The 25,765-nt window shown below is 63.6% G+C and carries 23 protein-coding genes, 1 tRNA gene and 1 other RNA gene; 6 read left to right on the plus strand and 19 right to left on the minus strand.

What is annotated here, in order from left to right; all coding sequences use genetic code 11:
• Nucleotides 1-23: 23 nt before the first annotated feature.
• Both tsf and rpsB read right to left on the minus strand, forming a co-directional pair.
• Entirely contained in the window at nucleotides 24-950 is a 927-nt protein-coding gene (tsf, locus tag K5X80_RS11770) for a translation elongation factor Ts (protein ID WP_222557920.1), read from the minus strand.
• A gap of 78 nt (nucleotides 951-1,028) precedes the next feature.
• Entirely contained in the window at nucleotides 1,029-1,790 is a 762-nt protein-coding gene (gene rpsB / locus K5X80_RS11775; RefSeq protein WP_222557921.1) for a 30S ribosomal protein S2, read from the minus strand.
• A gap of 447 nt (nucleotides 1,791-2,237) precedes the next feature.
• Between rpsB and K5X80_RS11780 the strand changes: the two genes are divergently transcribed.
• Nucleotides 2,238-2,513, plus strand: coding sequence for a hypothetical protein (locus tag K5X80_RS11780; RefSeq protein ID WP_222557922.1), 276 nt, complete (start codon nucleotides 2,238-2,240; stop codon nucleotides 2,511-2,513).
• Here K5X80_RS11780 and K5X80_RS11785 read toward each other — a convergent pair.
• From K5X80_RS11785 to K5X80_RS11795, 3 genes are all read right to left on the minus strand, one after another.
• A complete protein-coding gene (locus tag K5X80_RS11785; RefSeq protein ID WP_502778314.1) occupies nucleotides 2,470-3,288 on the minus strand; it encodes a CDP-alcohol phosphatidyltransferase family protein in 819 nt (272 codons plus the stop codon). The two genes, K5X80_RS11780 and K5X80_RS11785, sit on opposite strands and share 44 nt — an antisense overlap.
• Nucleotides 3,261-4,010, minus strand: a complete 750-nt coding sequence (locus K5X80_RS11790; protein WP_222557924.1) for a phosphatidylserine decarboxylase — start codon at nucleotides 4,008-4,010, stop codon at nucleotides 3,261-3,263. The genes K5X80_RS11785 and K5X80_RS11790 overlap by 28 nt, the downstream gene beginning before the upstream one ends.
• Before the next feature lie 104 nt (nucleotides 4,011-4,114).
• Complete coding sequence (locus K5X80_RS11795) at nucleotides 4,115-5,173, minus strand: phosphotransferase (protein WP_222557925.1); 1,059 nt, start codon at nucleotides 5,171-5,173, stop codon at nucleotides 4,115-4,117.
• 247 nt (nucleotides 5,174-5,420) lie between these two features.
• Between K5X80_RS11795 and K5X80_RS11800 the strand changes: the two genes are divergently transcribed.
• On the plus strand, nucleotides 5,421-6,182 hold the full coding sequence (locus K5X80_RS11800; protein WP_222557926.1) for an SDR family NAD(P)-dependent oxidoreductase: 762 nt from the start codon (nucleotides 5,421-5,423) through the stop codon (nucleotides 6,180-6,182).
• A gap of 61 nt (nucleotides 6,183-6,243) precedes the next feature.
• Here K5X80_RS11800 and K5X80_RS11805 read toward each other — a convergent pair.
• Nucleotides 6,244-6,329: transfer RNA gene (locus K5X80_RS11805), tRNA-Tyr, on the minus strand.
• A gap of 151 nt (nucleotides 6,330-6,480) precedes the next feature.
• Here K5X80_RS11805 and rlmB point away from each other — a divergent pair.
• Nucleotides 6,481-7,281 (plus strand): 23S rRNA (guanosine(2251)-2'-O)-methyltransferase RlmB, encoded by an 801-nt coding sequence (rlmB, locus tag K5X80_RS11810; protein WP_222557927.1) that lies wholly within the window; start codon nucleotides 6,481-6,483, stop codon nucleotides 7,279-7,281.
• A complete protein-coding gene (locus K5X80_RS11815) occupies nucleotides 7,278-8,135 on the plus strand; it encodes a hypothetical protein (protein WP_222557928.1) in 858 nt (285 codons plus the stop codon). The genes rlmB and K5X80_RS11815 overlap by 4 nt, the downstream gene beginning before the upstream one ends.
• A gap of 169 nt (nucleotides 8,136-8,304) precedes the next feature.
• Here the strand turns inward: K5X80_RS11815 and K5X80_RS11820 are convergent, their stop codons facing one another.
• From K5X80_RS11820 to K5X80_RS11860, 9 genes are all read right to left on the minus strand, one after another.
• Nucleotides 8,305-8,577, minus strand: coding sequence for an HU family DNA-binding protein (locus K5X80_RS11820; RefSeq protein ID WP_222557929.1), 273 nt, complete (start codon nucleotides 8,575-8,577; stop codon nucleotides 8,305-8,307).
• Between the two features lie 237 nt (nucleotides 8,578-8,814).
• Nucleotides 8,815-11,208 (minus strand): endopeptidase La, encoded by a 2,394-nt coding sequence (lon, locus tag K5X80_RS11825; RefSeq protein WP_222557930.1) that lies wholly within the window; start codon nucleotides 11,206-11,208, stop codon nucleotides 8,815-8,817.
• Between the two features lie 283 nt (nucleotides 11,209-11,491).
• The gene (locus tag K5X80_RS11830; RefSeq protein ID WP_283249167.1) at nucleotides 11,492-12,553 is read right to left on the minus strand and encodes a choice-of-anchor A family protein; all 1,062 of its coding nucleotides are present in this window, start codon (nucleotides 12,551-12,553) and stop codon (nucleotides 11,492-11,494) included.
• A gap of 202 nt (nucleotides 12,554-12,755) precedes the next feature.
• On the minus strand, nucleotides 12,756-13,097 hold the full coding sequence (locus K5X80_RS11835; RefSeq protein ID WP_261390515.1) for a YbaB/EbfC family nucleoid-associated protein: 342 nt from the start codon (nucleotides 13,095-13,097) through the stop codon (nucleotides 12,756-12,758).
• A 10-nt stretch (nucleotides 13,098-13,107) separates the two neighbouring features.
• Nucleotides 13,108-15,150 (minus strand): DNA polymerase III subunit gamma/tau, encoded by a 2,043-nt coding sequence (locus tag K5X80_RS11840; RefSeq protein WP_222557932.1) that lies wholly within the window; start codon nucleotides 15,148-15,150, stop codon nucleotides 13,108-13,110.
• A 68-nt stretch (nucleotides 15,151-15,218) separates the two neighbouring features.
• Nucleotides 15,219-15,313, minus strand: an RNA gene (ffs, locus tag K5X80_RS11845) — signal recognition particle sRNA small type.
• 59 nt (nucleotides 15,314-15,372) lie between these two features.
• Nucleotides 15,373-15,651 (minus strand): ETC complex I subunit, encoded by a 279-nt coding sequence (locus K5X80_RS11850; RefSeq protein ID WP_222557933.1) that lies wholly within the window; start codon nucleotides 15,649-15,651, stop codon nucleotides 15,373-15,375.
• 55 nt (nucleotides 15,652-15,706) lie between these two features.
• A complete protein-coding gene (hrpB, locus tag K5X80_RS11855) occupies nucleotides 15,707-18,241 on the minus strand; it encodes an ATP-dependent helicase HrpB (RefSeq protein WP_222557934.1) in 2,535 nt (844 codons plus the stop codon).
• A gap of 112 nt (nucleotides 18,242-18,353) precedes the next feature.
• Nucleotides 18,354-19,364 (minus strand): polyprenyl synthetase family protein, encoded by a 1,011-nt coding sequence (locus K5X80_RS11860; RefSeq protein WP_222557935.1) that lies wholly within the window; start codon nucleotides 19,362-19,364, stop codon nucleotides 18,354-18,356.
• Nucleotides 19,365-19,429: 65 nt separating this feature from the next.
• Between K5X80_RS11860 and K5X80_RS11865 the strand changes: the two genes are divergently transcribed.
• Nucleotides 19,430-19,729: a chorismate mutase gene (locus K5X80_RS11865; RefSeq protein ID WP_222557936.1), complete on the plus strand. Its 300-nt coding sequence runs from the start codon at nucleotides 19,430-19,432 to the stop codon at nucleotides 19,727-19,729.
• Between the two features lie 39 nt (nucleotides 19,730-19,768).
• Here the strand turns inward: K5X80_RS11865 and K5X80_RS11870 are convergent, their stop codons facing one another.
• The 4 genes from K5X80_RS11870 to K5X80_RS11885 all read right to left on the minus strand — a co-directional run bounded on the left by K5X80_RS11870 (nucleotide 19,769) and on the right by K5X80_RS11885 (nucleotide 23,138).
• A complete protein-coding gene (locus tag K5X80_RS11870) occupies nucleotides 19,769-21,085 on the minus strand; it encodes a sensor histidine kinase (RefSeq protein ID WP_283249312.1) in 1,317 nt (438 codons plus the stop codon).
• A gap of 121 nt (nucleotides 21,086-21,206) precedes the next feature.
• Nucleotides 21,207-21,884 (minus strand): response regulator, encoded by a 678-nt coding sequence (locus tag K5X80_RS11875; RefSeq protein WP_222557938.1) that lies wholly within the window; start codon nucleotides 21,882-21,884, stop codon nucleotides 21,207-21,209.
• Nucleotides 21,885-22,009: 125 nt separating this feature from the next.
• Nucleotides 22,010-22,327 (minus strand): PepSY domain-containing protein, encoded by a 318-nt coding sequence (locus tag K5X80_RS11880; RefSeq protein WP_222557939.1) that lies wholly within the window; start codon nucleotides 22,325-22,327, stop codon nucleotides 22,010-22,012.
• Between the two features lie 91 nt (nucleotides 22,328-22,418).
• Nucleotides 22,419-23,138: an SIMPL domain-containing protein gene (locus K5X80_RS11885; protein WP_222557940.1), complete on the minus strand. Its 720-nt coding sequence runs from the start codon at nucleotides 23,136-23,138 to the stop codon at nucleotides 22,419-22,421.
• A gap of 412 nt (nucleotides 23,139-23,550) precedes the next feature.
• Between K5X80_RS11885 and K5X80_RS11890 the strand changes: the two genes are divergently transcribed.
• Entirely contained in the window at nucleotides 23,551-25,347 is a 1,797-nt protein-coding gene (locus K5X80_RS11890) for an ABC-F family ATP-binding cassette domain-containing protein (RefSeq protein ID WP_222557941.1), read from the plus strand.
• Nucleotides 25,348-25,765 lie beyond the last annotated feature (418 nt).

Consider the following 25,765-nt stretch of genomic DNA (forward strand, 5'->3'; position numbering starts at 1 on the left):
ATCTTCGTATTCAATCGTGCGGATCAGCCGGCAACGGCGGCAGCAACTTCCGCAGCGAAGTCGGTCACTTCCTTCTCAATGCCTTCACCGAGCTGGAAGCGGACATAGTCCTTGAGCACGATCTTCGTGCCGGCGGCTTTGCCCGCCTGCTCGACGACCTGTGCGATCGGGGTCTTGTTGTCCATCACGAAAAGCTGGCTGAGCAGCGCGTTTTCCTTGGCGAATTTCGCCACGGCGCCTTCGACCATCTTTTCCTGGACGTTTTCGGGCTTGCCGCTTTCGGCAGCCTTTTCCTGAGCAATCGCGCGTTCGCGGGCGATCACATCCGGATCGAGGCCGTCAGCGTCGAGCGCCTGCGGGAAAGCCGCCGCGATGTGCATGGCAAGCTGCTTGCCGAGCGGTTCGAGCACGTCCGCGCCCGCATCGCTTTCCAGCGCCACCAGCACACCGATCTTGCCGAGATTGTCGGCAGCGGCATTGTGCATGTAGGGCACGATCACGCCCTGGCTGACCGAAACGGTCTTCATGCGGCGAAGCTGCTGATTTTCACCGATGGTCGCGACGTTGTTGGTCAGCTTTTCGCCGACCGTGCCGCCATCGGGATAAGCCGCGGCCTTGAGCGTTTCGACATTGTCGCCGTCCACGCCCAGCGCAACTGCGGTAGCCTTGCGAACGAAGTCCTGGAACTGATCGTTCTTCGCCACGAAGTCCGTTTCCGAGTTCACTTCGACAGCCACGCCGCGAGTGCCTTCGACGGCCACGCCGACGAGACCTTCGGCCGCGGTGCGGCTGGATTTCTTGGCGGCAGCGGCCAGACCCTTGGCGCGCAGCGCGTCAACCGCGGCTTCGAGATCGCCGTTGGTTTCGTCCAGAGCCTTTTTGCAGTCCATCATGCCGGCGCCGGTGCGCTCGCGCAGATTCTTGACGTCAGTGGCAGTGTAAGCAGCCATGATAATACCTCGTTAAATGTCGGACGCCAGGCCGCCCCTGGCGGCCCGGCGCATTACCCGGCAATCGTGCCGGATCGATTACGCTTCCGCCGAAGCGACATCTTCCGTCAGGGGCTCGGCCAGTTCACCGATGTCCGCACCCGAATCGACCACCGCTGCATGGCCACCCTTCTGGGCTGCCTGGGCCACCGCTTCGCAATAAAGGCGAACGGCGCGGCTTGCATCGTCGTTGCCCGGAACCGGGAATGCGATGCCCGAAGGATCGACGTTCGAGTCGAGAACCGCAACGACCGGAATACCCAGAACGTTGGCTTCCTTGATCGCCAGTTCTTCCTTGTTGGCGTCGATCACGAACATCACGTCCGGAATACCGCCCATGTCGCGGATACCGCCCAGCGACAGTTCGAGCTTGTCGCGTTCGCGGGTCATCTGAAGGACTTCCTTCTTGGTGAGACCGGCGGTGTCGCCGCCCAGGCGTTCTTCCAGCGTCTTGAGGCGCTTGATCGACTGCGAGATCGTCTTCCAGTTGGTGAGCATGCCGCCCAGCCAGCGGTGGTTGACGAAGTGCTGCCCGCAGCTGCGCGCAGCCTGAGCAATCGGTTCCTGCGCCTGGCGCTTGGTGCCGACGAAGAGCACCTTGCCGCCTGCCTGCACGGTGGCCGAAACGAAATCGAGCGCGCGCGCGAACAGCGGCACGGTCTGCGACAGATCGATGATGTGCACACCGTTGCGGGCGCCGAAGATGTACGGCTTCATCCGCGGGTTCCAGCGGTGGGTCTGGTGGCCGAAGTGCGCGCCGGCCTCGATCAATTGCTGCATGGTGACGGTAGGAGCCGCCATAGATAAATTCCTTCCGGTTGTACCTCTGGAAAGCTGGAACCGTGCGGATCACTTCCGCTGCGGCACCGGTATGTGCGCTTTCCATGTGGATTTTCACCTCCGCCTGAAATGCCGGGAATCGCCATTTCTCAAGCAGAAGCGCGCGCCCCTTACCCCCATTCCCGGCAGAAATCCAGAGGATTGCGCCGAAAAACGGGAACCACCACTCCGCTCAAGCGATCCGGTATATAGAATCCGGCAAACCTGCGGAAAAATGGTGTGTTATTCCGCAGCCTGCGCCGGTCATGGGATTGCATAAGGCTGGGCCATGCAAATGACGCTTGACATTCTGGAACAAATGGAGAACATTGTTCTCATCGAAGGACGGCCTCTCATAACAGGCATCAGATTTATCCACAAGCCGTCCACAGCTTCTCCACGCCGTCGGGCCGGGAAAGGAACAGGACAATGATCACATTTGCCGTTACCGCGCTGTTTGCCGTCGCCGCTTTCGTCGCACTGGCCGTTATCGCTTCGTCACTGCATCGTGCCTGCACCGTCTATCGCGGATTGCAGCATGCGCTGGCCCACTGCGATGTACCGCAGGCCGTGATGGTCCAAATGAAGGGGCAGGAACAATACACCGTTCCGGCGCCGCGCATGGTCAGGTTGCGCCTCGCCGATCCGGCGCGCCGCGCCGTCAGTCGGCCGGCGCCGCAATCCGGGTGGCGCGCTGCCGCCTGACCCGTGCATAGCTGATCCAGCCGTAAGGCATCAGCACGAGATACCCCACGCAGAGTACGGCCAGCGTCCACCACGGCTCGGTCAGCAGGGCAGCGAACACCAGTCCCGCCAGTGCCAGCATTTCCAACCGGATGCTGCGGCGGGGGCGAAGCGAAGTCCAGCTCAGCGTCGCCAGATTGGAAATCATCAGGAAAGCGATAGCCGCCACCCAGACCGCTACGGCCAGCGGATCGCGGAACTCCTCCCGCCCGCTGGCCATCCAGAGATAGAGCGGCAGGAAGGCCAGCCCCGCCCCGACCGGAGCGGGAACACCGGTCAGGAACCCGGCCGACTTGTGCGGCTGATCCTCCGTATCGATCCGGGCATTGAAACGGGCAAGCCGCAGCACGCAGCAAATCGCCAGCCCCAGTGCCGCGAACCAGCCGAAGCGCGGCAGATCGTGCAAGGACCAGAGGAACAGGATAAACGCCGGGGCCACGCCGAAAGACAGCGAATCCGCCAGACTGTCCAGCTCCGCGCCGAACCGCGATTGCGCACGCAGCAAGCGGGCGATGCGGCCATCGATCCCATCCAGCAGCCCCGCAAGGATCACTGCGATAACCGCCATTTTCCAGTTGCCGTCAATCGCGAAGCGGATCCCCGTCAGGCCGGAACACAGCGCGGCGACGGTGATCGCATTCGGCACCAGGGCCCGCAAGGTCAGCCCCTGCGGCAATCCCGTCAACCGGTTTTGCCGCTCCTCGTCGCTCACTGGGCAACGCCTTCGAGATGGCATTGCTGGCCCAGTTCGGCGAGCACGGTTTCACCGGCCACGACTTTTTGTCCGAGAATCACTTTGGCGTCCGTGCCTTTCGGCAGATAGACATCGACCCGGCTGCCGAAGCGGATCAGGCCGACGCGCTGGCCCACCGCCATGGTATCGCCCGGCTTGACGAAGGGGACAATGCGCCGTGCCACCAGCCCGGCAATCTGCGTGAACGCGATCGACACGCCATCGCTGCGTTCGACCAGGATATGCTGACGCTCGTTCTCTTCGCTTGCCTTGTCGAGATCGGCGTTGAGGAATTTGCCCGGCAGATAGATCAGGCGGCGCACGGTGCCGCTTACAGGTGCGCGGTTGATGTGCACATCGAACACGCTCATGAAAATGGAGATCCGCGTCACCGGCTCGCTGCCGAGCCCGGGACCGCCCATGCCGTCGGGCAATTGGAGCTCGCGCGGCGGTTCCACCTGCTGGATCAGGCTGACGAGGCCATCCGCCGGGGAGACCACGAAATTGGGGTTCTGCGGGACGACTCGTTCAGGGTCGCGGAAGAAAGCCAATATCCCCAATGTCAGCACCGCCAGCGGCCACGCGATCGTTTCCCAGGCGAGAAACGCCGTGACCGCGCAGACAACCGCTGCAATCAATGCGAATTTGCGACCTTCGGGATGAATGGCTGGCCAACGCCACGCCGCTTCACCCCGACCCTTGTTATCTGATATTTCACCTGGCATCGCCCTCGTCTAGGCGCTGCCGGGCAAAACCTCAATAAGCCGTGCCGTTCCCGCGGGCAGATGAGCGGTTCACGCCGCCGGCCATTTCCGGAAAGCCCGGAAATTCAACCCGATTGCGCCAGCTTCCGCCCGATCTCGCCCAGCAGCGGAAACGCGTCGCCGCGCCGCTTGGCCTGTTCCGAAGATGCGGTCCCGCGCAAATAGCGCCCTTTGATCCCATGCAGGATCGCGCCCAGCCGGAAGAAGTTGAACGCCAGATAGAAGTTCCAGTTCGCGATATCGCTCCGCCCTGTCAGGCTGCAATAGCGGGCGAGATAGGCATCTTCGCTGGGAATATTGAGAGCGGCGATATCCGCATCCCCCAACCCCGCCACGACATGCGGCGGCATATGGTACATCATCGCGTGATGGCCGAAATCGCCAAGAGGATGGCCCAGCGTCGACAGTTCCCAATCGAGCACCGCGAGAATGCGCGGCTCCGCGGGGTGGAAAATCATGTTGTCGCAGCGGAAATCGCCATGGATCAGGCTGGTTTCATCACCCGCCGGGATATGCGCGGGCAACCAGTCGATCAGCCATTCCATATCCGCGCTGCGGCCCGCTTCGGGATCGTCGAGATATTGCCGGGTCCAGCGCGAAATCTGCCGTTCGAAGTAATTGCCCGGCTTACCGAAATCGCCCAGCCCGATGGCTTCGTGGTCGATCGAGTGCAACTGGGCCAATGCCGACACCATCGCATCGAAATAGGCCGGGCGCTCCTCCCCACCGACTTCAGGAAACGTCGCATCCCAGAAATTGCGGCCCTCCACCATTTCCATGACGTAGAACCATGTGCCGATCACGTTCTCGTCGGTGCACAGGCCGTAAAGATGCGCCACCGGAAAGCCCGTCTTCCCCAGCGCGCCGATCACCCGCGCCTCACGATCGATGGCATGCGCGCCCTTGACCAGCTGACCCGGCGGTTTGCGCCGCAAAACATAGGCACGCCCGGGCGTAATGAGCTTGTAAGTGGGGTTGGATTGCCCGCCCTTGAACTGTTCCACTTGCAGCGGCCCGGCATAGCCTTCGACATGCTCTTCCATCCAGCGGGCGAGCGCCGCCGTATCGAATGCAAAGCCTTCACGCACCGCCGCTGTGCCGCCGAATGTTTCCTGATCGTTCATTGCGTCCTCATCCTCCTCGCCTGCCGCCTAAGCAAAATGTGCGCCCTTGCGCCAGAACCAAGACACGGCAAGCCAAGCTATCCATGCGGATATGCAGCCGGGCAATCCACAATTGAAAATGTCTTCCCCGCTACAAGATATTGCAAACGCTGGATTTTTATACGGCACAGAAAAGCGTTTCCCACTTCTCAACCCGATGCATTAGGGTTCGCACCAAATTGATCGGATCAAAAAGGAAAACGCGGAAATGCATGATCTTTCCGGACGTATTTGCCTGATTACGGGCGCCTCCTCGGGAATCGGCGCCCATTTCGCCCGGCTTTTCGCGCGCCATGGTGCTGCGGTGATTCTCGGCGCACGGCGCCGGGATCGTATCGAAACACTGGCCGAGGAAATCGCAGCCTCAGGTGGGCGCGCCCTGCCCGTCTCGCTCGATGTCGTCGATGAAGAATCCCTCGCCGCCGCGCTCGACCAAGCGGCAGCCGCCATCGGCCCGGTCGATACGGTTATCGCCAATGCCGGCATTTCCGCCCCCGGCCGTTCCACCGACATGGCGCTCGACACCATACGTTCGGTTTTCGACACCAATCTGCTCGGTACCTATCTCACCGCCCGCGAAAGCGCGAAACGCATGATCGCCGCCGACAGCCGCTCCAGCGGGCGTGGGCGCATTCTCCTGATCGGATCGATCACCGCCATGCAGACCGGCCACGGCGAATCCGCCTACGCCGCGAGCAAGGCCGCCGTGGCGCATCTTGGTCGGAATCTCGCGCGTGAGTGGGTGCGGCAGGGTATCAACGTCAACGTCATTCAACCGGGCTACATCCAGACCGAACTGGCCAGGGACTGGTTCCAGAGCGAGGAAGGCAAAGCGCAGATCGCCGGATTCAACCGCAGACGGCTCCAGCCGATCGAATCGCTCGACGATATGGCGCTCTATCTTTGTTCGGATGCATCGGAGCACATGACAGGCGCTGTCATCACTATCGACGACGGGCAGTCGGCCTGAATCGCCCTGCGCGCCTGCCATTGGGCGGGCACGCCATCAGACCTGTTGTCGAAGAGACCGGTGGTGGACAGGGCTGGATTCGAACCAGCGTACGCTTGCACGGGCAGATTTACAGTCTGCTGCCTTTAACCACTCGGCCACCTGTCCACACCAGTGTCGGCTGCGGGATAACCCGCGTTGTTGGTGCGCCCCGCAAGGGGCTGTCCGACCGAGGACCGCCCCAATGGCGAAGCGAGCCTTGCCTGTCAATGGGGGTGCTGGCAGGGAGCGGCGGAAAGTTTGCATCCAGGGAGTTTTCATGAACACGAACGGTTCCAAGCGCGCATTGCGCGGACGTGCGGGACGCATGCAGGGCGGGCGCGGCTCGGGTCGCGCTTCCAAGGGCATGGTCCGCCTGTGGGGCCGGCATGCGGTCGAAGCGGCACTGATGAATCCGAACCGGCAGCACCGCAAGCTGTGGGCCACGCGAGAGGGAATCGATTCCCTGTGCGGCGATCTGCCCGAAGGTTTCCCGGTGGAATATGCGCAAGCCCAGGATCTCGCCCGGCTGGTGGCGCGCGATGCGCCGCATCAGGGCCTGGTGCTGGAATGCGAACCCTTGCCCGATCTGCATCTCGACGAGGTATTGGATGCCGAATCGGGCCGCCCGATCGTGGTGCTCGATCAGGTCACCGATCCGCACAATGTCGGCGCGGTCCTCCGTTCGGCGGCGGCGTTCGACGCCTGTGCACTGGTAACGCAGGATCGCCATGCTCCGCCGGAGTCGGGCGTGATCGCCAAGTCGGCTTCGGGCGCGCTCGAAATCGTGCCGTGGGTGCGCGTGGTCAATCTGGCCCGCGCGCTCGAACAGATGGCCGATGCCGGTTACTGGCGCATCGGTCTTGCCGGCGAAGCGCAGGCGACTCTTGCCGAAGCCATGTCCAGCGGCGCCGTCGCGCTCGTGCTCGGCGCCGAAGGCGAAGGCATGCGCCATAATATCAGCGAACATTGCGACACTCTCGCCCGTTTGCCGATCAGCCAGGCGATGGAAAGCCTGAACGTATCCAATGCCGCGGCGATCGCCTTGTACGCGGTAGCCACCACGAAGGGGACCTCATGATCGCTCTGCCCGCTCTCACCATCCGCCGCGCTGCCGCGGCGTTGCTCGCCTGCGGGCTGGCGGTTGCGCTGGCGGCCTGCTTTGTCCTGCCGGGCCAGTTCACGTCCACGCTCGATATCCGCAAGGATGGCCGCTTCACTTACAGCTATCAGGGTGAAATCTTCATGTTCATGTTCAGCGAACTGAACGATGCCGCCAAGCCCGAAGAGTTCTCCCCCTCCGCCTGCTTCGACGGCGATACCGGCGAAGAACGCAAATGCAGCACGAGCGAACTGGCCGAGCAACGCAAGGAATGGGATGAAGGCGCGGAACGGCGCAAGGCCAAGCAACAGCGCGAGCTGGAAGAAATGCGCGCTTTCCTCGGGGGAATCGATCCGAGCGACCCGAAAGCGGCCGAAAAGTTCGCTGAAAAGCTGCAACGCCAGGCCGGTTGGCGGCGCGTGGTCAGCAAAGGCAACGGTCTGTTCGATGTCGACTTTGCGATCAACGGCATGCTGACTTACGATTTCGCCTTCCCCACCATGGAGCAGGTGAACAATTCGATGCCGTTCCTGCAGCTTTCCGTCCGCAATGACGGCACGGTGCGCATGGATGCGCCGGTGTTCGGGACCAAGGCGAATGATCCGCTGCGGCTGATGATGGGCCAGAATTTTCCCGGTTCCGGAGAGGAAGAGAAAATTCCCCATGCCCCCAAAGTGCGCGGGACTTTCACTTTGACCACCGATGGGCAAATCCTGTCCAACAACACCGATCAGGGGCCGCAGGCGGATAGCGCGGGCCAGAAGCTGCACTGGACGATTGGCGAGCAGGACAATCTCGCCGCGCCGATGGCGTTGATCAAGCTGAGCCGGTAACGGATGATCCAGGATGCGTCCGGCGTGGCGCATCCCACTGCAACAAACAGGCGGCGCGACAGATTATCGCGCCGCCTGTTTTTCAAGTCATATCGCCAGTTACAAAAAAACCGCGCGCGGCCGGTGCCACGCGCGGTTCTTATACTTGAGGCGCGATAGCCGATGAGTCTTAGTTGACCGCGTCCTTCAGGCCCTTGCCAGCCTTGAACTTCGGCTGCGTGGAAGCCTTGATGGTCATCGCTTCGCCGGTGCGCGGGTTACGGCCGGTGGAAGCCTTGCGCTTGGCGGTCGCGAACGTGCCGAAGCCGACGAGGCGCACTTCGTCGCCCTTTGCCAGCGCTGCGGTGATCGCATCGAACACACCTTCGACAGCCTTGGTCGCGTCACTGCGGGAAAGGCCGCTCGAATCTGCAACAGCGCTGATCAGATCGTTTTTGTTCATGGTCTTGATAAACCCCCTACCTAGAGAAATTGGTGAGCGTTGAAGCGCCTCTCCAACGGGCCGGGAATTGAGCGGGTTTTCCTGATCCTGTCAAAGGCAAAAACCGCCAAAAAGTGCGGTTTTCAACCGATTCACCATGATTTTCGACGAACCGTTTCAAGCAACAGGCCATTAAATGGGCGGCAGGGGCCCGCAAACCCCTGCCTTTTTGGCTGCGATTCGCCGTTTTGCGCCGAATCAATGGGCGGTTTGCGCCGCCGGGCCGCCAGGGGCCGCCGGGGCCGGCTGGCTCGCCAGATCGTCATCCTCGGTCCATTCGATCGCGACCAGCCTTTCGGTCAGCGCACGTTCGAGCACCTGATCGACGTGCGAAACCGGAATGATCTCCAGCCCCTGCTTCACGTTGTCGGGGATTTCGACCAGATCCTTCACGTTCTCCTCGGGAATGAGCACGGTCTTGATCCCGCCGCGCAGCGCCGCGAGCAGCTTTTCCTTGAGGCCGCCGATCGCCAGTACCCGGCCACGCAGCGTGACTTCGCCCGTCATTGCCACATCGGGCCGCACCGCGATCCCGGTGAGCGTCGACACGATCGAAGTGACCATGCCAATGCCCGCGCTCGGCCCATCCTTCGGCACCGCTCCTTCGGGCAGGTGGATATGGATGTTCTTGCGCTGGAACAGCGACGGCTTGATCCCATAGGCAGGCGCGCGCGCCTTGACGAAGCTGAACGCGGTCTGGATCGACTCATTCATCACTTCGCCCAGCTTGCCAGTGGTGCGGATTTCGCCCTTGCCCGGGGTCGTCACGCTTTCGATGGTCAGCAATTCGCCGCCCACTTCCGTCCACGCAAGACCGGTGACCGCGCCGACCTGCGGCTCTTCGTCGGACATGCCATGGCGGAATTTGCGGACCCCGGCGAATTCACCCAGATTTTCCGGAGTGACCGTAACCGCCTTGGCCTTGCCTTCGAGAATCTTGCGCAATGCCTTGCGCGCCAGCCGGGCGATTTCCCGCTCCAACGTGCGCACGCCCGCTTCGCGAGTGTAATAGCGGATCAGATCGCGCAGCGCGTCTTCTTCCAGCGTGAATTCGCCAGCACGAAGGCCATGCTGTTCGACCTGCTTGGGCACCAGATGGCGCTGGGCGATCTCGACCTTCTCATCCTCGGTGTAGCCTTCGAGGCGGATGATCTCCATCCGGTCCAGCAAAGGCTGCGGCAGGTTGAGGCTGTTTGCCGTGGTGACGAACATGATGTCCGACAGATCGTAGTCCAGCTCCAGATAGTGATCCTGGAACTTGGCGTTCTGTTCCGGATCAAGCACTTCGAGCAGGGCCGAAGCCGGATCGCCCCGGAAATCCTGACCGAGCTTGTCGATCTCATCCAGCAGGAACAAGGGATTGGACGTCCCCGCCTTGCGCAGATTGGTGACGATCTTGCCCGGCAGCGATCCGATATAGGTCCGCCGGTGCCCACGGATTTCCGCTTCGTCGCGCACACCGCCGAGCGACTGGCGAATGAATTCGCGCCCCGTCGCCTTGGCGATGGACTTGCCGAGACTGGTCTTGCCGACGCCCGGCGGGCCGACGAGGCACAGGATCGGCCCCTTCAGCTTGTTGGTGCGCGCCTGCACCGCGAGATATTCGACGATGCGTTCCTTCACCTTGTCGAGCGCGTAGTGATCCTCGTCGAGGATCGCCTGCGCCTTGGCGATGTCCTTCTTGAGGCGGCTCTTCTTGCCCCACGGCAGGCCGAGCAGCACATCGAGATAATTGCGGATGACCGTCGCTTCCGCGCTCATCGGCTGCATGGTCTTAAGCTTCTTAAGCTCTGCCGTGGCCTTGGCCTTGGCTTCTTCCGACAGCTTGAGCGTTTCGATCTTCTGCTGCAGTTCGGCGATTTCGTCCGCTTCGCCTTCATCGCCCCCGCCCAGCTCGGACTGGATCGCCTTGAGCTGTTCGTTGAGGTAATATTCGCGCTGCGTCTTCTCCATCTGCCGCTTCACCCGGCCACGGATCTTGCGCTCCACCTGCAGGACAGACAGTTCGCCTTCCATGAAGGAATAGACCATTTCCAGCCGCTTGAACGGATCGCGTTCGGTGAGCAGCGCCTGCTTGTCGGAAACCTTGGCGTTGAGATTGGCCGCAATCGTATCGGCCAGCCGCGCGGCATCCTCGATCTCGCCAAGCTGCTCGCCCAGATCTTCGGGCAGCTTCTTGTTGAGCTTGGCATATTCGCCGAACTGTTCGATCACGCTGCGCATCATCGCCGACACTTCGGTGCCGCCGACCGCTTCGCTATCAAGCTGTTCGACCTGCGCGACAACGAAGCCCTTCTCGTCACGCATGTTGGCAAGCCGCGCGCGGCTGTGGCCTTCGACCAGCACCCGCACGGTGCCATCGGGCAGCTTCAGCAGTTGCAGCACCTGCGCGATCACGCCGACATCGTAGAGATCGTCCTTGCCCGGATCGTCGCACCCCGGATCGAGCTGGGCGACCAGGAAGATTTCCTTGTCGCCCTGCATCACGTCTTCCAGCGCGGCGACCGACTTTTCGCGTCCGACGAAAAGCGGCACGACCATGCCGGGGAACACCACAATGTCGCGCAGAGGAAGGAGAGGATAGAGATTCATAAGTTCGCAAATCCAGTGTTCATCGGGCGGCAGAGCGCCGCGAAAGGGAAAAGCCCCTTGGTTTGACGCGAATATGGGGAGCCACCCGGTGGCGTGCAATGGCCCGCTGCCCATCACTTGTGGATGGATGGACTGGCGCGCCGCGCAGGAACGGGGGAGTTGCACGATGGCACGAAGTGGAAGAGCCCCATCAACCGCCCCGTTGCACGGTTCCAAACACGCCCCCGCGCAGCACTACTTCCTCACCCTGAGCAGGGTTTGGGGCCTGGGGCAGCCACAGCCGTCAGGCGGCGGTCCGACGACGGCGCCAGAAGACCAATCCGCAGAGCGCCATGGCGAGAAGCGCCAGCATGCCCGGTTCGGGCACTTCCGTCCCGCCGCTGCTGGAACCGCCGCTCGATCCGGTCGGCGGCGTTTCGGGCGGGACATAACCGCCCTTGTATGTGCCGACATGCATTTCGCCATTCTGGTTCAGATTGCCAAAAACAGCCGATCCCTGGATGTAATTGGCAGTGCTGGCATCGGCTTTCGGCGCCAGAACGCTGCCGCCCCAGGCGGTGGTCAGCGTCAGCTTCTCCGCCTCGGGGAAATTCCAGATAACCTTCTCGCCGAGATTGTTCGTCCCGCCGAGGAAATTGTCGTTGAGATTGATCGAGGCGCCGCTGACATTCACGATGACGGTGCCGGCCCCGTTTACGTTGAACTGGATTTCACCGATCTTGTTGAGCTGATCGGAGGTGATGTTGAACACCGCCATCCCATCAGCGCCCGGCTGCGCGTTGAATATGCCGCGATTGCCGGAAATCTGCATGGTGCTGTTGGCCGAAAGCGTGCTCATTTCGTGCGACAGGTTGTTCATGCTGGTGGTCAGCAGGCTCTTGTCCTGTTGCAGCTTCTGGATGAAGCCCGGATTGGATGCCGCCAGACCGCTATTCACGGTGTTCTGGTTGACGTTGGTCTTGGAGATGCTGCCGCCCACCTGCACCGTCTGCGGGCTGCCGTTGAGATTGAAGCCGCTGCTGACATTGCCGCCGACAATCGCCCCCGAACCGTTGTTCAGGTTCTTCGCGCCGCCCGTCACGTCACCGACGACGATCAGGCCCGGCTGCGCGCTGGGCGAAGGCGTGCCCGGCTTGATATTGTAGTTGGAGGAATTGCCCGTGAGGTTTCCGCCGACGAACGTGCGGCCTTCCACTTCGGAACGGGATGACAGGTTGCCCAGAACGATGAGATTCCATTCGCTCAGCGCATTGATACCCGAAGGCGTATCGGCCTGCGCCGGTACGGCCAGCACGGCAGAACAAAAAAGCAGGGCGACGCTCTGCGATAGGCGAAGACGAATCATCAAAATCTCTGGTCCTGAACAGTCGCGGCCGTTGTGCCCACACCGCCCTGACAACCGGTTAACAAATGCGCACTTCCTATCCGGGAGAGCGCATAGGCACCGATCATCTCAGGCGATGCAGATGTCCGACAAACTGCGGCCTGTTAGGAAGATACCGCGAATATGCCAGAGACTCTTCTAATCTGTCGTATTGCGGGACAAATCAACCAAGGCCGGGAAAGTTAAAACCCGGCGGAAGGCCCAGCCCTTGCTGCATCTTGCCCATTTCATCGTTGGCGACCCGATCGGCCTTGGCCCGCGCATCGTTGAACGCGGCAGTGACGAGATCTTCGAGCATCTGCTTGTCCGCAGGCACGATCAGGCTGTCATCGATCGACACGCCAAGAATGCGGCCCTTGGCCGTGCAACGGATTTTCACCAGGCCGCCGCCCGACACGCCTTCCACTTCGAGCGAGTCCAGCTTGGCCTGCGCCTCGTTCATCTGCTTCTGGATCGTCTCCGCCGCCTGCTGCGCGGCCTGGAGCATTTCTTCCATCGATTTCATCTGTCTAACCTCAAGCTCTCTTGGACCATTGACGGCCTTGCCGCTGATCGGCGCCGTCTTCCTTGATGATTTCCGCCTCGGGGAATGCGGCTCTGGCCGCTTCCACCAGCGGTTCACGCTGCAAGGCCGCATCCGCTTCCGCCTTGCGGGCATCGGCCAGTTCGCGCAGCGAAGGCGCGCCTTCGCCGGTGCCCTGTTCGACCAGCCACTTTTCACCCGTGGTCTTGTACAGCACATCGCGCAATTCGCCGATCGGATCGACCGCAAGGCCGGGCATCAACGCGAACACCAGCTTGCCCGGTGTGAGTTCGATCACCCGCAGCCAATCCCGCATCAACTGCGCGATACGCAGATTTCCCGCCCGGTCGACCCGATCGACCAGAGTTTCCCAATCGAGTGCGGCAACCGGCGGTGCCGGCGCGCCCGCTTCGCCGCCGCCCGATCCCGGGCCCGATGCAGCAGGCGCCGCAGAGGCGGCAACGCCGTTTGCCGCCAGTTCCTCCAGCTTTTTCACCAGCGAACCGGGGTCCGGCAGATCGGCCGCATGGAGCACCCGCAGCAAGGCCATTTGCGCCGCGACTTGCGGATCGGGCGCGTTGCGCACTTCCTCGTGCCCTTTCAGCAGCAATTGCCACAGGCGATGAAGCTGGGCCGCATTCAGTTTCTCGGCCCAATCCTCCAGCGCGGCCCGCTCCTCCGCCGTCGGCGCATCGGCCCCGTTGCGCCCGATCTGCGCCACGGTGATCCGGTGCACCAGATCCATCAGCGAGCGCATCAGCGCCAGAGGCTCCACCCCCAGCGCATACTGGCGGTCCATGCCATCGAGCAATGTCGCCGCGTCGCCTTCCATGATGGCGGCGAACATCGCGCGTTGCGCGCTCTTGTCGGCCAGGCCCAGCATGTCGCGCACGCGTTCCGCCACCACCCGGCCGCCGGTATCGAGATCGGCATGGGCAATCGCCTGATCGAGAATCGACAGGCCATCGCGCACCGAGCCTTCCGCCGCGCTCGCGATCAGGTGCAGCGCTTCCGCATCGGCTTCCACGCCTTCCTTCGCACAGATGCCGGCGAAGTGATCGCGCAGCATGGCGGTGGGGATACGGCGCAAATCGAACCGCTGGCAGCGCGACAGCACGGTGACGGGCAGCTTGTCCACCTCCGTCGTCGCGAAAAGGAATTTCACATGCGCGGGCGGTTCCTCAAGCGTCTTGAGCAAGGCATTGAAAGCATTGCGCGAAAGCATGTGGACTTCGTCGATGATATAGATCTTGTAGCGCGCGCTGACAGCGGCATAGCGCACCGCCTCGATGATTTCGCGCACGTCGTCCACGCCGGTGTGGCTGGCTGCGTCCATTTCGATCACATCGATATGGCGGCCTTCGGCAATCGCCTGGCAGGGTTCGCACCGGCCGCAGGGATCGATGGTCGGCCCGCCCTGCCCATCGGGCCCGATGCAGTTGAGCGCCTTGGCGATCAGCCGCGCGGTCGATGTCTTGCCGACGCCGCGCACCCCGGTCATCAGGAAGGCATGGGCCAGCCGGTCCCGCTCGATCGCGTTGGCCAGCGTGCGCACCATCGCTTCCTGCCCGATCAGCTCGGCGAAGGTCTGCGGGCGGTATTTGCGTGCGAGCACGCGATAGGGCTGAGCACTTTGTTCCGCAGGCTGCGAAGGTGCGGGCGGCGGAACGGGCGCAGCGGCAGCGACAGGTTCTTCCACCGGAACTTCGGGCTCCACCGCCGCAGGCGTTTCCATATCGGCCGGAGAGGCAGTATCCGCCGCTTCGGGTTCGTCAGCCTGCGCAACCGGGGGCTCGTCGGCCTTCGCGGCAACGGGCGCCTCAGGCTCTACCGCCCACGGCAGCGCCTCTTCCTTCACCGCAGGCGCTTTAGAATCGGCCTCCACCTTGGGCGGCGGCGCGGGTTCGCCAAGGTCGAACATCGACACCTGCCCTGCCGCTTCCAGCTCCGCAGCCGAAGGTTTATCCGGGAGAGCATCCTCGCTCTCGTCGTCGCGCTCCGGCTCGTCGCCAAACATGTCGAATGAATCGCCCATCGGGGGCAAGGTAAGACCTCAAGTCACGATTGTCAGGAGGCAAGCCCGCAAAGGGTGCTGCAACTTGGGGAAAAGGAGCCGGGCGACCCGCCGCAATCCGTTGTGGCTGCTTCCTTCCGGACCTGACCAGGTTGGCGAACGCAAACGCCCGCCCGACTCCCGGTGGGCCATATGGCGGCAGTTCCGCAATGACGCAACCCCTCCCCTCAAGGGAGGCGGCAATTAACGGAAATTGTCCGCGTACGCCTGGATTTTCAGCCGCTTGGGCGGCGTGGCGGCAATGCGCGCGGCGATCCCGTACTTCGCGGCATAAGCCTGCGCTTCTTCCTTGCTCGCGAATGTGAGCTGAACTTGCGCCTGCGTGTCGCCGCTGCCCGCCCAACCCATCAGGGGATCGGGCTTGCGCGCTTCGGCCGGGACGAATTCGAGAATCCACTGATCGACAAGCGCCTTGCCGGATTGCATGGCGTTTTTCGGGCGTTGGTAGATGCGTGCAGACATAGCCGCGCAGTGTCCCGAATCGCCGCCGAAATCAAGAGTGCTTGCGCCGCTGCGTTCAACGGCGCGAATTTTCGAACGCGTTCTTCGTTTTCAGGCTGGGCGCTTCGGCCCAGGGTTCCTCGGGCCAGCGATGCTTGGGATAGCGGCCTTTCATATCCTTGGCCACATCGCGCCAGCTTCCGCGCCAGAACCCGGGCAGGTCCCGTGTGGTCTGGATCGGCCGGCCGGCGGGGGAGGTCAGTTGCAACAGCAGCGGTGTGTGGCCCACCATCGGATGCCGGTCCAGCCCGAACAGCGCCTGCACCCGCACTTCCACCGCCGGGCCGCCTTCGTGCGCATAATCGATGGGGTGATGCGTGCCCGCCGGGCTGATGAATTCGCGCGGGGCGATCCGGTCCAGCTTCTGGCGGCTGTCCCAATCCAGCCGGGCGAGCAGGGCATCGGTCAGCGCGCTTTTGGACAGCGCCAGATCGCGCCGCCCCGCGAGCAATGGAGCGAGCCATTCCTCCGCTTCCGCAACCAGCATTCCCGCCGCCAGCGCATCGAGCCCGGCATAATGGGCTCGCGCCATCAGCGCGGGCGGCAGGAGTTCGGCCAGCCGGCCTTTCGCGGTTTCGAGCAGCAATGCGGCGACGGCGGCGGAATCCGGTTTCGGATCGGGCCCGCTGGCCAGCGTGATGGCGCCGAGCCTGCGTTCCAGCCGCGCTTCGACGCGCCCTTCGCTGTCGTTCCAGCGCAGAGTGGAGCGGCGCTCCATCATTCCGCCGAGCCAGCGGTCGACATCGTCCGCCGTCAGCGCCACGCCCGCCATGATTCGCGCGCCTTTGGCCTGCCCCTGAGCATCGCCGATCGCCAGCCATTCGCTGCTCGCCAGCGGCGATGCGGGATCGAGGATATAGCCTCGCCCTCCGGCTGAGAGCCACTGTTCGCCCGAAGCATCGCGGCGGCGCGCGACATTGTCCGGCAAGGCCATCGCCAGCAGAACGCCGAGCGGTGGAGCGCTGCCTTCGATAGGCGCAGGACGGACGGAATTTGGAGAGACCGGCCCGGGATTGGTGGTCAAGGAACTGGCGGGCTGGGACTGGGGATCGCTGCCCCCGCCCCGCTCGTCCTGAGCCTGTCGAAGGGCGCGCGCGCGCTTTGCCCAACTATCGGCCAGCTTGCGCGAAGCCTGCGCCCGTGCGGAGCGGTCGCCATCCCAACGGGCAAGGCGCTGGGCAAGGTCTTCCCCCCGCCCGCCGAGCCCACGTTCCTGCAACAGCAGCGCCAGCCGCGCCGCCTGCTCCGCCGCGCCGTGTTCAGCGCCGAACAGCACCATCGCCGCTTGCGCCGGGTCCATCGGCAGGGTGGCGATCTGCCGCCCACGCGGGGTGATCCGATTGTCTTCATCCAGCGCCCCCAAGGCGCGCAAGCGGGCCCGCGCGCCGGCAAGCGCCGCATCGGGCGGCGGATCGAGCCACGGCAGGCCCTGCGGATCACCCGCGCCCCATTGCGCCAGCGCCAGCGTGAGCGGGGCGAGATCGACCGTCACGATCTCCGGCGGATCGAATTCGGGGCGGCCGGGATGCGCGGCTTCGGCCCACAGGCGATAGGCCACGCCCGGCGCCTGCCGCGCGGCGCGGCCCGCGCGCTGGGCGGCGGCGGCGCGGCTTGCCGTCACCGTCACCAGATGGCTGACGCCCGCCGCCAGATCGTATTCCGCCCGGCGCGACAGCCCGGCATCGACCACCACCGAAACCCCGTCCAGCGTCAGCGAAGTTTCGGCAATCGCCGTCGCCAGCACGATCCGCCGCCGGCCTTGCGGATCACGGCGGATGGCGGCGCGCTGGCCCGCTGGTTCGATCTGGCCGTGGAGAGGCAGGATCGGCACATCGGGCAAGCGCGGGGTCAGCCGTTCCGCCGTTCGCTCGATCTCGCGCACGCCGGGCAGGAACGCGAGGATATCGCCCTGCTCCTCCCGCCACGCGGTCAGCACAGCGCTCGCCATCGCGTCCTCGATGCGTTTTTCAGGCGACGCACCCAGCCAGCGGATCGCCAGCGGATAGGCCTGGCCTTCGCTTTCGATCGCCGGCGCCCCGTCGCCCAGCAAGCGGGCGAAGCGCGCGCCATCGATCGTGGCCGACATCACGCAGATGCGCAGATCTTCCCGCAGGATCGCCTGGCTTTCGAGCGCGAGCGCCAGCCCCAGATCGCTGTCGAGATGGCGTTCATGCGCTTCGTCGAACAGCACGGCGCTCACGCCGGTCAATTCGGGATCGTCACAAATCCGCGCGACGAAAATCGCTTCCGTCACCACCAGAATGCGGGTTCCTGCCGAGCGTTTGCTATCCAGGCGGGTGAGATAACCGACCGTTTCGCCCGGCTTTTCGCCCAACAGTTCGGCCATCCGCTCCGCCGCCGCGCGCGCGGCCACGCGGCGCGGAGACAGCAGGATGATCGTGCCGGTGCACCATTCCTCTCCCAGCAGCGCCGGGGCCACCGTCGTCGTCTTGCCAGCGCCGGGCGGCGCGATCAGCACCGCCGAGGATCGCCCGCGCAAGGCGGCGAGCAGATCGGGCAGAACGGCGTGGATGGGCAAGGCCGAACTCATCGCCTCATATTCCGTTCGTGCTGAGCCTGTCGAAGCACCGTTCTTTCCTTCGATGCAGGGCTGAAGCGCAGGAATGGCCCTTCGACAAGCTCAGGGCGAACGGCCTTGGGGATCAATATCCCCGGCTGACGGCGAATTGCGCCGCTTCGGCCATGGCCGCGCGGGCCTTGCTGTCGGGGAAAATCGACAGCGCATCGATGGCCCGTTCGACGAAATGGCGCGCGCGCTGGCGCGTGGCGTTCACGGCATCATGCCTGCGGATCAGTTCGATCGCATGAGCAAGATCTTCATCCTCGTTGCGGAAACCGGCGATGGCTTCCTGCCAGAACCGGCGTTCTTCCTCATTCCCGCGAGCATAGGCGAGAATCACCGGCAGCGTCATCTTGCCTTCGCGGAAATCGTCGCCGCGTTCCTTGCCCATTTCGGCGGCATCGGAATCATAATCGATCGCATCGTCGACCAATTGGAAGGCAATGCCGAGATTTCGCCCGTAATCGTCCAGCGCCCGCTCTTCCGCCTCGTCCCGTTCAGCGACCACCGCCGCAATCCGGCTGGCAGCGGCGAACAGAGCGGCGGTCTTCGCGCCGATAATGCCGAGATAGCGTTCCTCGCTCGTCTCGATCACGCGCTGCGCGGTCAACTGGTCGACTTCGCCCTGCGCGATGACAGCCGAAGCGCTGGACAGGATTTTCAGCACTTTGAGGCTGCCATCCTCCACCATCAGTTCGAAAGCGCGGGAAAACAGGAAATCGCCGACCAGCACCGTGGCCGGATTGCCGAACACCAGATTGGCCGCTTCCTTGCCCCGGCGCGTTTCCGAACCGTCCACCACATCGTCGTGCAGCAGGGTCGCGGTATGGATGAATTCCACCGCCGCCGCCAGCTTGTGATGGCGCGTGCCCTGATACCCCACCAGGTCCGCCCCGGCGAGTGTCAGCATCGGGCGCATACGCTTGCCGCCACCCGAAATCAGATGGCCGGCCAGCGCCGGAATCAGCGGAATTTCGCTTTGCATCCGATCGAGAATCACCGTGTTCACCGCGTTCATCGCAGTGGCGGTCAGCGACAGGATCGGAGCCAGCGACGGCTCTTTGCGTGGCAGGGGGACAACCTCGGCGCTCATTCTCCGCGCCATGGGACGGATGGCAGCGCTTGGCAAGCATGGATTGCGGCTGTAGCTAGCCAGCCATGACTCAGACGCCAGCAGAAGACCCCGTCCTTGCCGCATACCGCAAGAGCATCGACAATATCGATGCCGCGCTGATTCACATGCTGGCGGAGCGGTTCCGCATCACCAAGGCCGTCGGCGAACACAAGGCCAAGACCGCTCTGCCCGCCGCCGATCCGGGGCGCGAACAGCGGCAGGTGGAACGTCTGCGCAAGCTGGCGGAAGATGCCGATCTCGATCCGGAATTCAGCGAGAAATTCCTCCGCTTCATCATCGATGAAGTGATCCGCCATCACGAACGCGCCAAAGCGGAACAGTAAACCGCCTGCCCAGCCCGGCACCGCGCAGCGCGGGACAAATCACACCGCCGCGCGCGGCAGCCGGACGATGACCATCAGCCCGCCGAGATCCTCGCTCTCGCCAAGCTTCACGCTGCCGCCGTAGATTTCCACCACATCGCGCACGATGGCGAGGCCGAGGCCGGTGCCCGGCTTGCCCGTGTCCAGCCGCGCGCCGCGATCGAATATCCGCGTCCGTTCCGCGTCCGGGATGCCTGCCCCATCATCTTCGACCAGCACGGTGCACAGCGCCCCGCCCGGTTCGGCATCGACTGTCACGAACACGCTGCCGCCGCCGTATTTGGCCGCGTTTTCGAGCAGATTGCCGAGAATTTCGTCCAGATCCTGCCGTTCCAGGGACACCATGGCCTGGCGATTGCCTGCCACATCGAAGCGGCATTCCTCGTACAGGCGCGCCACCGCCCGTTCCACGCCGGCGACGCTATCCCATACGTTGGCCCGCGCCTGCCCCGCCGCCCGGCGGCCCACGGCCCGCGCCCGCGCGAGATGGTGATCGATCTGGCGGCGCATGACATTGGTTTCGCGCAGCACCGTTTCGGCCAGATCGGGCGCATGGGCGCTGGCGGCGTTGGTCACCACCGTCAACGGCGTTTTCAGCGCGTGGGCGAGATTGCCCGCATGGGTGCGCGCTTCTTCCGCCTGCCGCTCGGTATGCGCCAGCAGAGCGTTCAGTTCGTCCACCATCGGCTGCACTTCCAGCGGCAGCGGATCGGTGACGCGGTTGGTCCCCGTGGCGCGGATATGCTGGATCGCCAGACGCACCCGGCGCAGCGGCACCAGCCCATAGAAGGTCTGCAACATGGCGAGGACGAACAGCCCCAGCCCGAGCACGACAAAGCTCCATACGAGGATCGAGCGGACCTGTCTGATCTGCAGGTCCAGCTCGTCCCGCGCGGCCGCGACAGTAAACCACCACCGCGTATCGCTGCCGGGCAGAACGATCGAACGCTCGATCACGCGCAGGGGTTCGCCGGCAAACTGGTTGCTGTTGTAGAACAGGACATCGTGCCCGGCGGGCCCCCTGCCCACTTTCAGGCTGCGATCCCACAGCGAGCGCGAAGGGAAATCCTCGTGCCCCTTGCCGCTGATCTGCCAGTAAAGCCCGCTGTTGGGTTCGAGGAAGCGCTGGTCGCCCAGCGGGCGATTGAAGAACACTTCGCCATCGGGGCCGATTTCTGCCGCACCGATCATCGCGGTGAGCATATATTCGAGCTGTTCGTCGAAATTCTTCTCGATCAGGCCCGCCAGCGTGCGGTCGAGCGCGACGCCGCCGAGCAGCAGGAGAATGGAAATCCACCCCGCCGCGATCAGCATCATGCGCCGCGACAGGCTGCCCGTATGGCGTTCCCGGCGCGGGGCGGGCACAGCGCCGTCTTCCACACCGGGCTCTGCCGGGGGATGATCCCCCGTGCGCCCGGTGCCGGCTACACGCCCGGTATCAGGCGCGGGGCGTTTCGGCGGGGTCGTCGAGACTGTATCCAAGGCCACGGATCGTTGTGATGACATCGGCACCCAGCTTCTTGCGGATGCGCGTGACGAAGACCTCGATCGTGTTCGAATCGCGGTCGAAATCCTGATCGTAAATATGTTCGATCAGTTCGGTGCGGCTGACCACTTTGCCCTTGTGGTGCATCAGGTAGGACAGCAGCTTGTATTCCTGCGCGGTCAGCTTCACCGGCTCGCCCGCCAGTGTCACCCGGCCCGAGCGGGTATCCAGCCGGACATCGCCCGCCGTCAATTCCGAGGAGGTGTTGCCCGAAGCGCGGCGGATCAGCGCGCGCAGGCGGGCGATCAGTTCTTCGGTCTGGAACGGCTTGGCAAGGTAATCGTCCGCCCCGGCATCGAGCCCGGCGACCTTGTCCGACCAGCTATCGCGCGCGGTCAGCACCAAAACGGGGAAACTGCGCCCTTCGCGGCGCCACATGCCCAGTACGGTCAGCCCGTCGATCTCCGGCAGGCCGAGATCGAGAATCACCGCATCGTAATCCTCGGACGCGCCGAGAAAGTGGCCATCTTCACCATCGGTGGACAAGTCGACGGCATAACCGTTCTGTTCCAGCGTCGATTTGAGCTGCTGGCCCAGCGTGGGTTCGTCCTCGACAATCAGGATGCGCATGCCTCAACCCTCATCTGCAAGTTGCGATTTTTCAAGTGGGACCTGGGACACAAGCCGTCAAGCGGCCTGTCGCGATCCTGCACAGCCGCAGCGGGCAGGACAGGGCCGGACGCACCGCCCCTGCGTCAGTTCGACCGCCTGATAACGCGGCCCGAACGGGCATCGATATCGACGAAGACCACCCGCCCATCGCGGATGAACTTGAGCCGGTAGGCCATGGCGCCCGCATCGTATTCTGGGCCGAGGTACTGCATCCCGCGCATTTGCGGCAGCACCATGCCTTCGATATCCCGCAAGGGCCGGACGTTGCCCGCTTTCATTTCCCGTCGGACCTGCCCCTGATCGTCATGATCCTGGGCATGGGCCGCGGCAGCCGCCAGCGGGGCGAGCGATACGGTGCAAGCCGCTGCACCGGAGAGGACAAGGACGATAGCCTTTCGCATAACGTCCTTGTGCCTATCTCCCAAGGCTTGAACAAGTTGTGAATGATACCAGCGGTACTCATTCAGAAATGTTTGCCCGCTTTATTCGGTATCAGCGCACCATTTCATATTTCACCGTTACCATGACCGAAGTGCCGACAAGACCCGGCTCGACCGGGGTCGGCGCGGCGGCGGCCTGAGCATCGAATGCGGCAGTCTTCGCCAGCATCGGCATCGGCCGCGATTGGCCAACCGTTTCGTTTATTTCGAGCAGGCGGATATCGCTGTATCCGGCCATCCGCGCGTAATCGAGCGCCTGTGCGCGGGCGGTTTCCATCGCTGCCTTGCGCGCCTGATCCTTCGCGGGCTTGTCGTTGTCGATCGCGAAATTGGGCCCGTTGAGATCGGTCGCGCCCGCCGCCACCAGCGCATCGAGCACCGGCCCGGCCTTGTTGACGTCGCGAAGGGTGATGTTGACGGTGTTCGATGCGCGATAGCCACGGAACACCTGTTTCTGCTGGCGCTGGTCATAATCGTACTGCGCATTGAGATTGATTCCCGCCGTCTGCACATCGTCCTTGGCGATACCCAGTGCGCGAATCCTGGCGATCACGCTATCCATCGCCTTGGCATTCTGCTGCATGGCGGCCACCGCAGTGGGCGCATCGGTGGAAACCCCGGCGCCGACCGTGACGATATCCGGCCGCCCCTTTACGGTTTCGCTGACGCCCAGCTCGATCACCGGCCCCTTGGCCGCGATCTGCACTTCGGCGGCCATCGCCGGTGAGACAAAGGCCGTGGCGGCCAGAAGCGGCAAAGCATAACGGATCATCACAATACTCCCTGTGTGGCGCAGCCCCGCTGCGAATAAGGATAGGTACGCATCGGCAAGCAGTGCAGTTCCCACGCCGAGCCGTGCGTGCCGGATAGGCATGCCCAGATTAACGCAGGCAAGATGGAAAACCCGCAATTCGTTCAGCCAGGTTAACGGCTGCACGGCACTGGCGGCCGCGCGCTATTGGGCCTTCGCGCTCACGCACCCGTCATGCAGCATCCATTCGCCCCACAAACCATCGGATGAATCGGCGAGATGGACCCCGAAACAAGTTCGGGGTGACGAAGGGCGAATTGTCGGCGCAAAAAACCGGTTCCCACTTTTTCGCGCGATGCGAAGTCCCCCTCATCGCATCGCTAGCGCAAAAACCGGTTCCCACTTTTTCGCGCGATGCTCTATGGGGCCCGGCATGGCGCAACCCCCTATTCTCAGTTGGGAAGGCCTCGGGCTCATTCAGGGCGCGGGCTGGCTTTTTCAGGATATCGACCTCCACATCGCACCGCGTGATCGGCTGGCGCTGATCGGGCGCAACGGTGCGGGCAAGACGACGCTGCTCAAACTGATCGCCAATCATATCGATGCGGACAAGGGCAAGCGCACCGTGCAGCCCGGCACCCGCGTGGTGATGCTGGAGCAGGAGCCAGACTTTTCCGGTTGCGAGACTCTGCTCGATTTCGCGCTCCACGGCGCGGATGCCCCGGCGCAGCACGAAGTGGAAGCGATTGCCGGGCAGATCGGCATCGACCTGTCGCGCACAGCGGCCAACGCCAGCGGCGGGGAAAAACGCCGCGCCGCGCTCGCCCGCGCACTGGCGATGGAGCCCGACCTGCTGTTGCTGGACGAGCCGACCAACCACCTTGATCTCGCCGCGATCGACTGGCTGGAAGACTGGCTGGGCCGCTACAACGGCGCGTTCGTGGTCATCAGTCATGACCGCACGTTCCTCACCCGGCTGACCCGTGCGACGCTGTGGATCGACCGCGGCTCACTGCGGCGCAAGGAAGTCGGCTTCGGCGGCTACGAAGCGTGGGAAGAACAGGTTTTCGCCGAAGAGGCGCGCGCGGCCGAAAAGCTCGATGCCAAGCTCAAGATCGAAGCCCACTGGCTCGAACGCGGCGTCACCGCGCGGCGCAAGCGCAATCAGGGCCGCCTGGAAAAACTCTACGCCATGCGCGCCCAGCGCGCCGCGATGCTGACCCCCACCGGCAATGCCAAGCTGGCGCTGGCCAACGACGATTCGAAAACCAAGTCGGTGATCGTGGCCGAACACGTCACCAAGCGTTTCGGCGCGGGAGAGACAGCGCGCACGATCATCAAGGATTTCTCTCTGCGTATCCAGCGGGGCGACCGGATCGGCGTGGTCGGATCGAACGGCGCGGGCAAATCCACGCTGCTTAAGCTGCTGACCGGCGAACTGGCGCCCGATGAAGGGACAGTTACACTGTCCAAAACGCTGAACGGGATCATGATCGATCAGCAGCGCAGCCTGCTTTCGCCCGAAAAAACGGTGCGTCAGATATTGGCCGAAGGCGGCGACTGGATCGACGTGCAGGACACGCGCAAGCACATCCAGGGCTACCTCAAGGAATTCCTGTTCGATCCCGCCATCGTCGATATGAAAGTGGGCGTGCTCTCGGGCGGCGAACGCTCGCGCCTGCTGCTGGCGCGCGAATTCGCCCGCAAATCGAACCTGCTGGTGCTGGACGAGCCGACCAACGATCTCGATCTCGAAACGCTTGATCTGCTGCAGGAAGTGATCGCGGATTATGATGGCACCGTGCTGATCGTCAGCCACGACCGCGATTTCCTTGACCGCACGGTTACGGTCACGCTCGGCCTCGATGGCAGCGGCACGGTGGATGCGGTCGCGGGCGGCTATGCCGACTGGGAAGCCAAGCGCAAGCAGCGCACCGCCCCCGCCAAAACGAAAGCCAGGGCCGAAAGCGCCACCCCGCCCCCGCCGCCGCAGAAGAAAACCAAGCTGAGCTACAAGGACCAGCGCGACTACGATCTGCTGCCCGGCCGGATCGAGGAACTGGAGGCGCAGATCGCGCGCGACGAGGCCGCGCTTGCCGACCCCGCGCTCTACACCAGCGATCCCGCAAAATTCGCCGCTCTCACCGCCGCCATTGCAAAGGCGCGAGACGAGAAGGACGCGGCGGAAGAGCGCTGGCTCGAACTCGCGGAGATGGTCGAGGCGCTGTGAGGGGGCGGCGCGCTGCCCCTGCCTTGCGCCGCGCCGCCGCTTTGCGCCTGACCACCGGATTTCTGCACGAGATAGAGCAGTTACTCCTATATCCACCCGTTCAGCCTGAGCCTGTCGAAGGCCACGCACTGACAATTGCCCGATCAGATTTGCCGATCTGATGCCATGCCATGCGCTGATGCGCTGTGCTGGTATAGCCGCTTCGTCCGACGCCAGCGTTAGGTTCAGAAAATCGATCGCCCGTGGCCAGCGTGGTGCGTGGCCTTCGACAGGCTCAGGCTGAACGGGTCTTTGCATGAGCCGGAAACTGTCACAATCGCCGATGATCGGTTTGCGGTGCCCTGCCCTGCCACTCCAATCGGCAGCAGAGCCACGATTGCGGAACACGCCGTATCATCCTGCTTCGGGACTGTAATCT

This window comes from Caenibius sp. WL, from assembly GCF_019803445.1.
Classification (GTDB): Bacteria; Pseudomonadota; Alphaproteobacteria; order Sphingomonadales; family Sphingomonadaceae; genus Caenibius.

Coding starts and splice junctions, on each gene's coding strand:
- tsf (WP_222557920.1), bottom strand. CDS start 950: ATGGCTGCTTACACTGCCACTGACGTCAAGAATCTGCGCGAGCGCACC.
- rpsB (WP_222557921.1), bottom strand. CDS start 1,790: ATGGCGGCTCCTACCGTCACCATGCAGCAATTGATCGAGGCCGGCGCG.
- K5X80_RS11780 (WP_222557922.1), top strand. CDS start 2,238: ATGATCACATTTGCCGTTACCGCGCTGTTTGCCGTCGCCGCTTTCGTC.
- K5X80_RS11785 (WP_502778314.1), bottom strand. CDS start 3,288: ATGCCATCTCGAAGGCGTTGCCCAGTGAGCGACGAGGAGCGGCAAAAC.
- K5X80_RS11790 (WP_222557924.1), bottom strand. CDS start 4,010: ATGCCAGGTGAAATATCAGATAACAAGGGTCGGGGTGAAGCGGCGTGG.
- K5X80_RS11795 (WP_222557925.1), bottom strand. CDS start 5,173: ATGAACGATCAGGAAACATTCGGCGGCACAGCGGCGGTGCGTGAAGGC.
- K5X80_RS11800 (WP_222557926.1), top strand. CDS start 5,421: ATGCATGATCTTTCCGGACGTATTTGCCTGATTACGGGCGCCTCCTCG.
- rlmB (WP_222557927.1), top strand. CDS start 6,481: ATGAACACGAACGGTTCCAAGCGCGCATTGCGCGGACGTGCGGGACGC.
- K5X80_RS11815 (WP_222557928.1), top strand. CDS start 7,278: ATGATCGCTCTGCCCGCTCTCACCATCCGCCGCGCTGCCGCGGCGTTG.
- K5X80_RS11820 (WP_222557929.1), bottom strand. CDS start 8,577: ATGAACAAAAACGATCTGATCAGCGCTGTTGCAGATTCGAGCGGCCTT.
- lon (WP_222557930.1), bottom strand. CDS start 11,208: ATGAATCTCTATCCTCTCCTTCCTCTGCGCGACATTGTGGTGTTCCCC.
- K5X80_RS11830 (WP_283249167.1), bottom strand. CDS start 12,553: ATGATTCGTCTTCGCCTATCGCAGAGCGTCGCCCTGCTTTTTTGTTCT.
- K5X80_RS11835 (WP_261390515.1), bottom strand. CDS start 13,097: ATGAAATCGATGGAAGAAATGCTCCAGGCCGCGCAGCAGGCGGCGGAG.
- K5X80_RS11840 (WP_222557932.1), bottom strand. CDS start 15,150: ATGGGCGATTCATTCGACATGTTTGGCGACGAGCCGGAGCGCGACGAC.
- K5X80_RS11850 (WP_222557933.1), bottom strand. CDS start 15,651: ATGTCTGCACGCATCTACCAACGCCCGAAAAACGCCATGCAATCCGGC.
- hrpB (WP_222557934.1), bottom strand. CDS start 18,241: ATGAGTTCGGCCTTGCCCATCCACGCCGTTCTGCCCGATCTGCTCGCC.
- K5X80_RS11860 (WP_222557935.1), bottom strand. CDS start 19,364: ATGAGCGCCGAGGTTGTCCCCCTGCCACGCAAAGAGCCGTCGCTGGCT.
- K5X80_RS11865 (WP_222557936.1), top strand. CDS start 19,430: ATGACTCAGACGCCAGCAGAAGACCCCGTCCTTGCCGCATACCGCAAG.
- K5X80_RS11870 (WP_283249312.1), bottom strand. CDS start 21,085: ATGATGCTGATCGCGGCGGGGTGGATTTCCATTCTCCTGCTGCTCGGC.
- K5X80_RS11875 (WP_222557938.1), bottom strand. CDS start 21,884: ATGCGCATCCTGATTGTCGAGGACGAACCCACGCTGGGCCAGCAGCTC.
- K5X80_RS11880 (WP_222557939.1), bottom strand. CDS start 22,327: ATGCGAAAGGCTATCGTCCTTGTCCTCTCCGGTGCAGCGGCTTGCACC.
- K5X80_RS11885 (WP_222557940.1), bottom strand. CDS start 23,138: ATGATCCGTTATGCTTTGCCGCTTCTGGCCGCCACGGCCTTTGTCTCA.
- K5X80_RS11890 (WP_222557941.1), top strand. CDS start 23,551: ATGGCGCAACCCCCTATTCTCAGTTGGGAAGGCCTCGGGCTCATTCAG.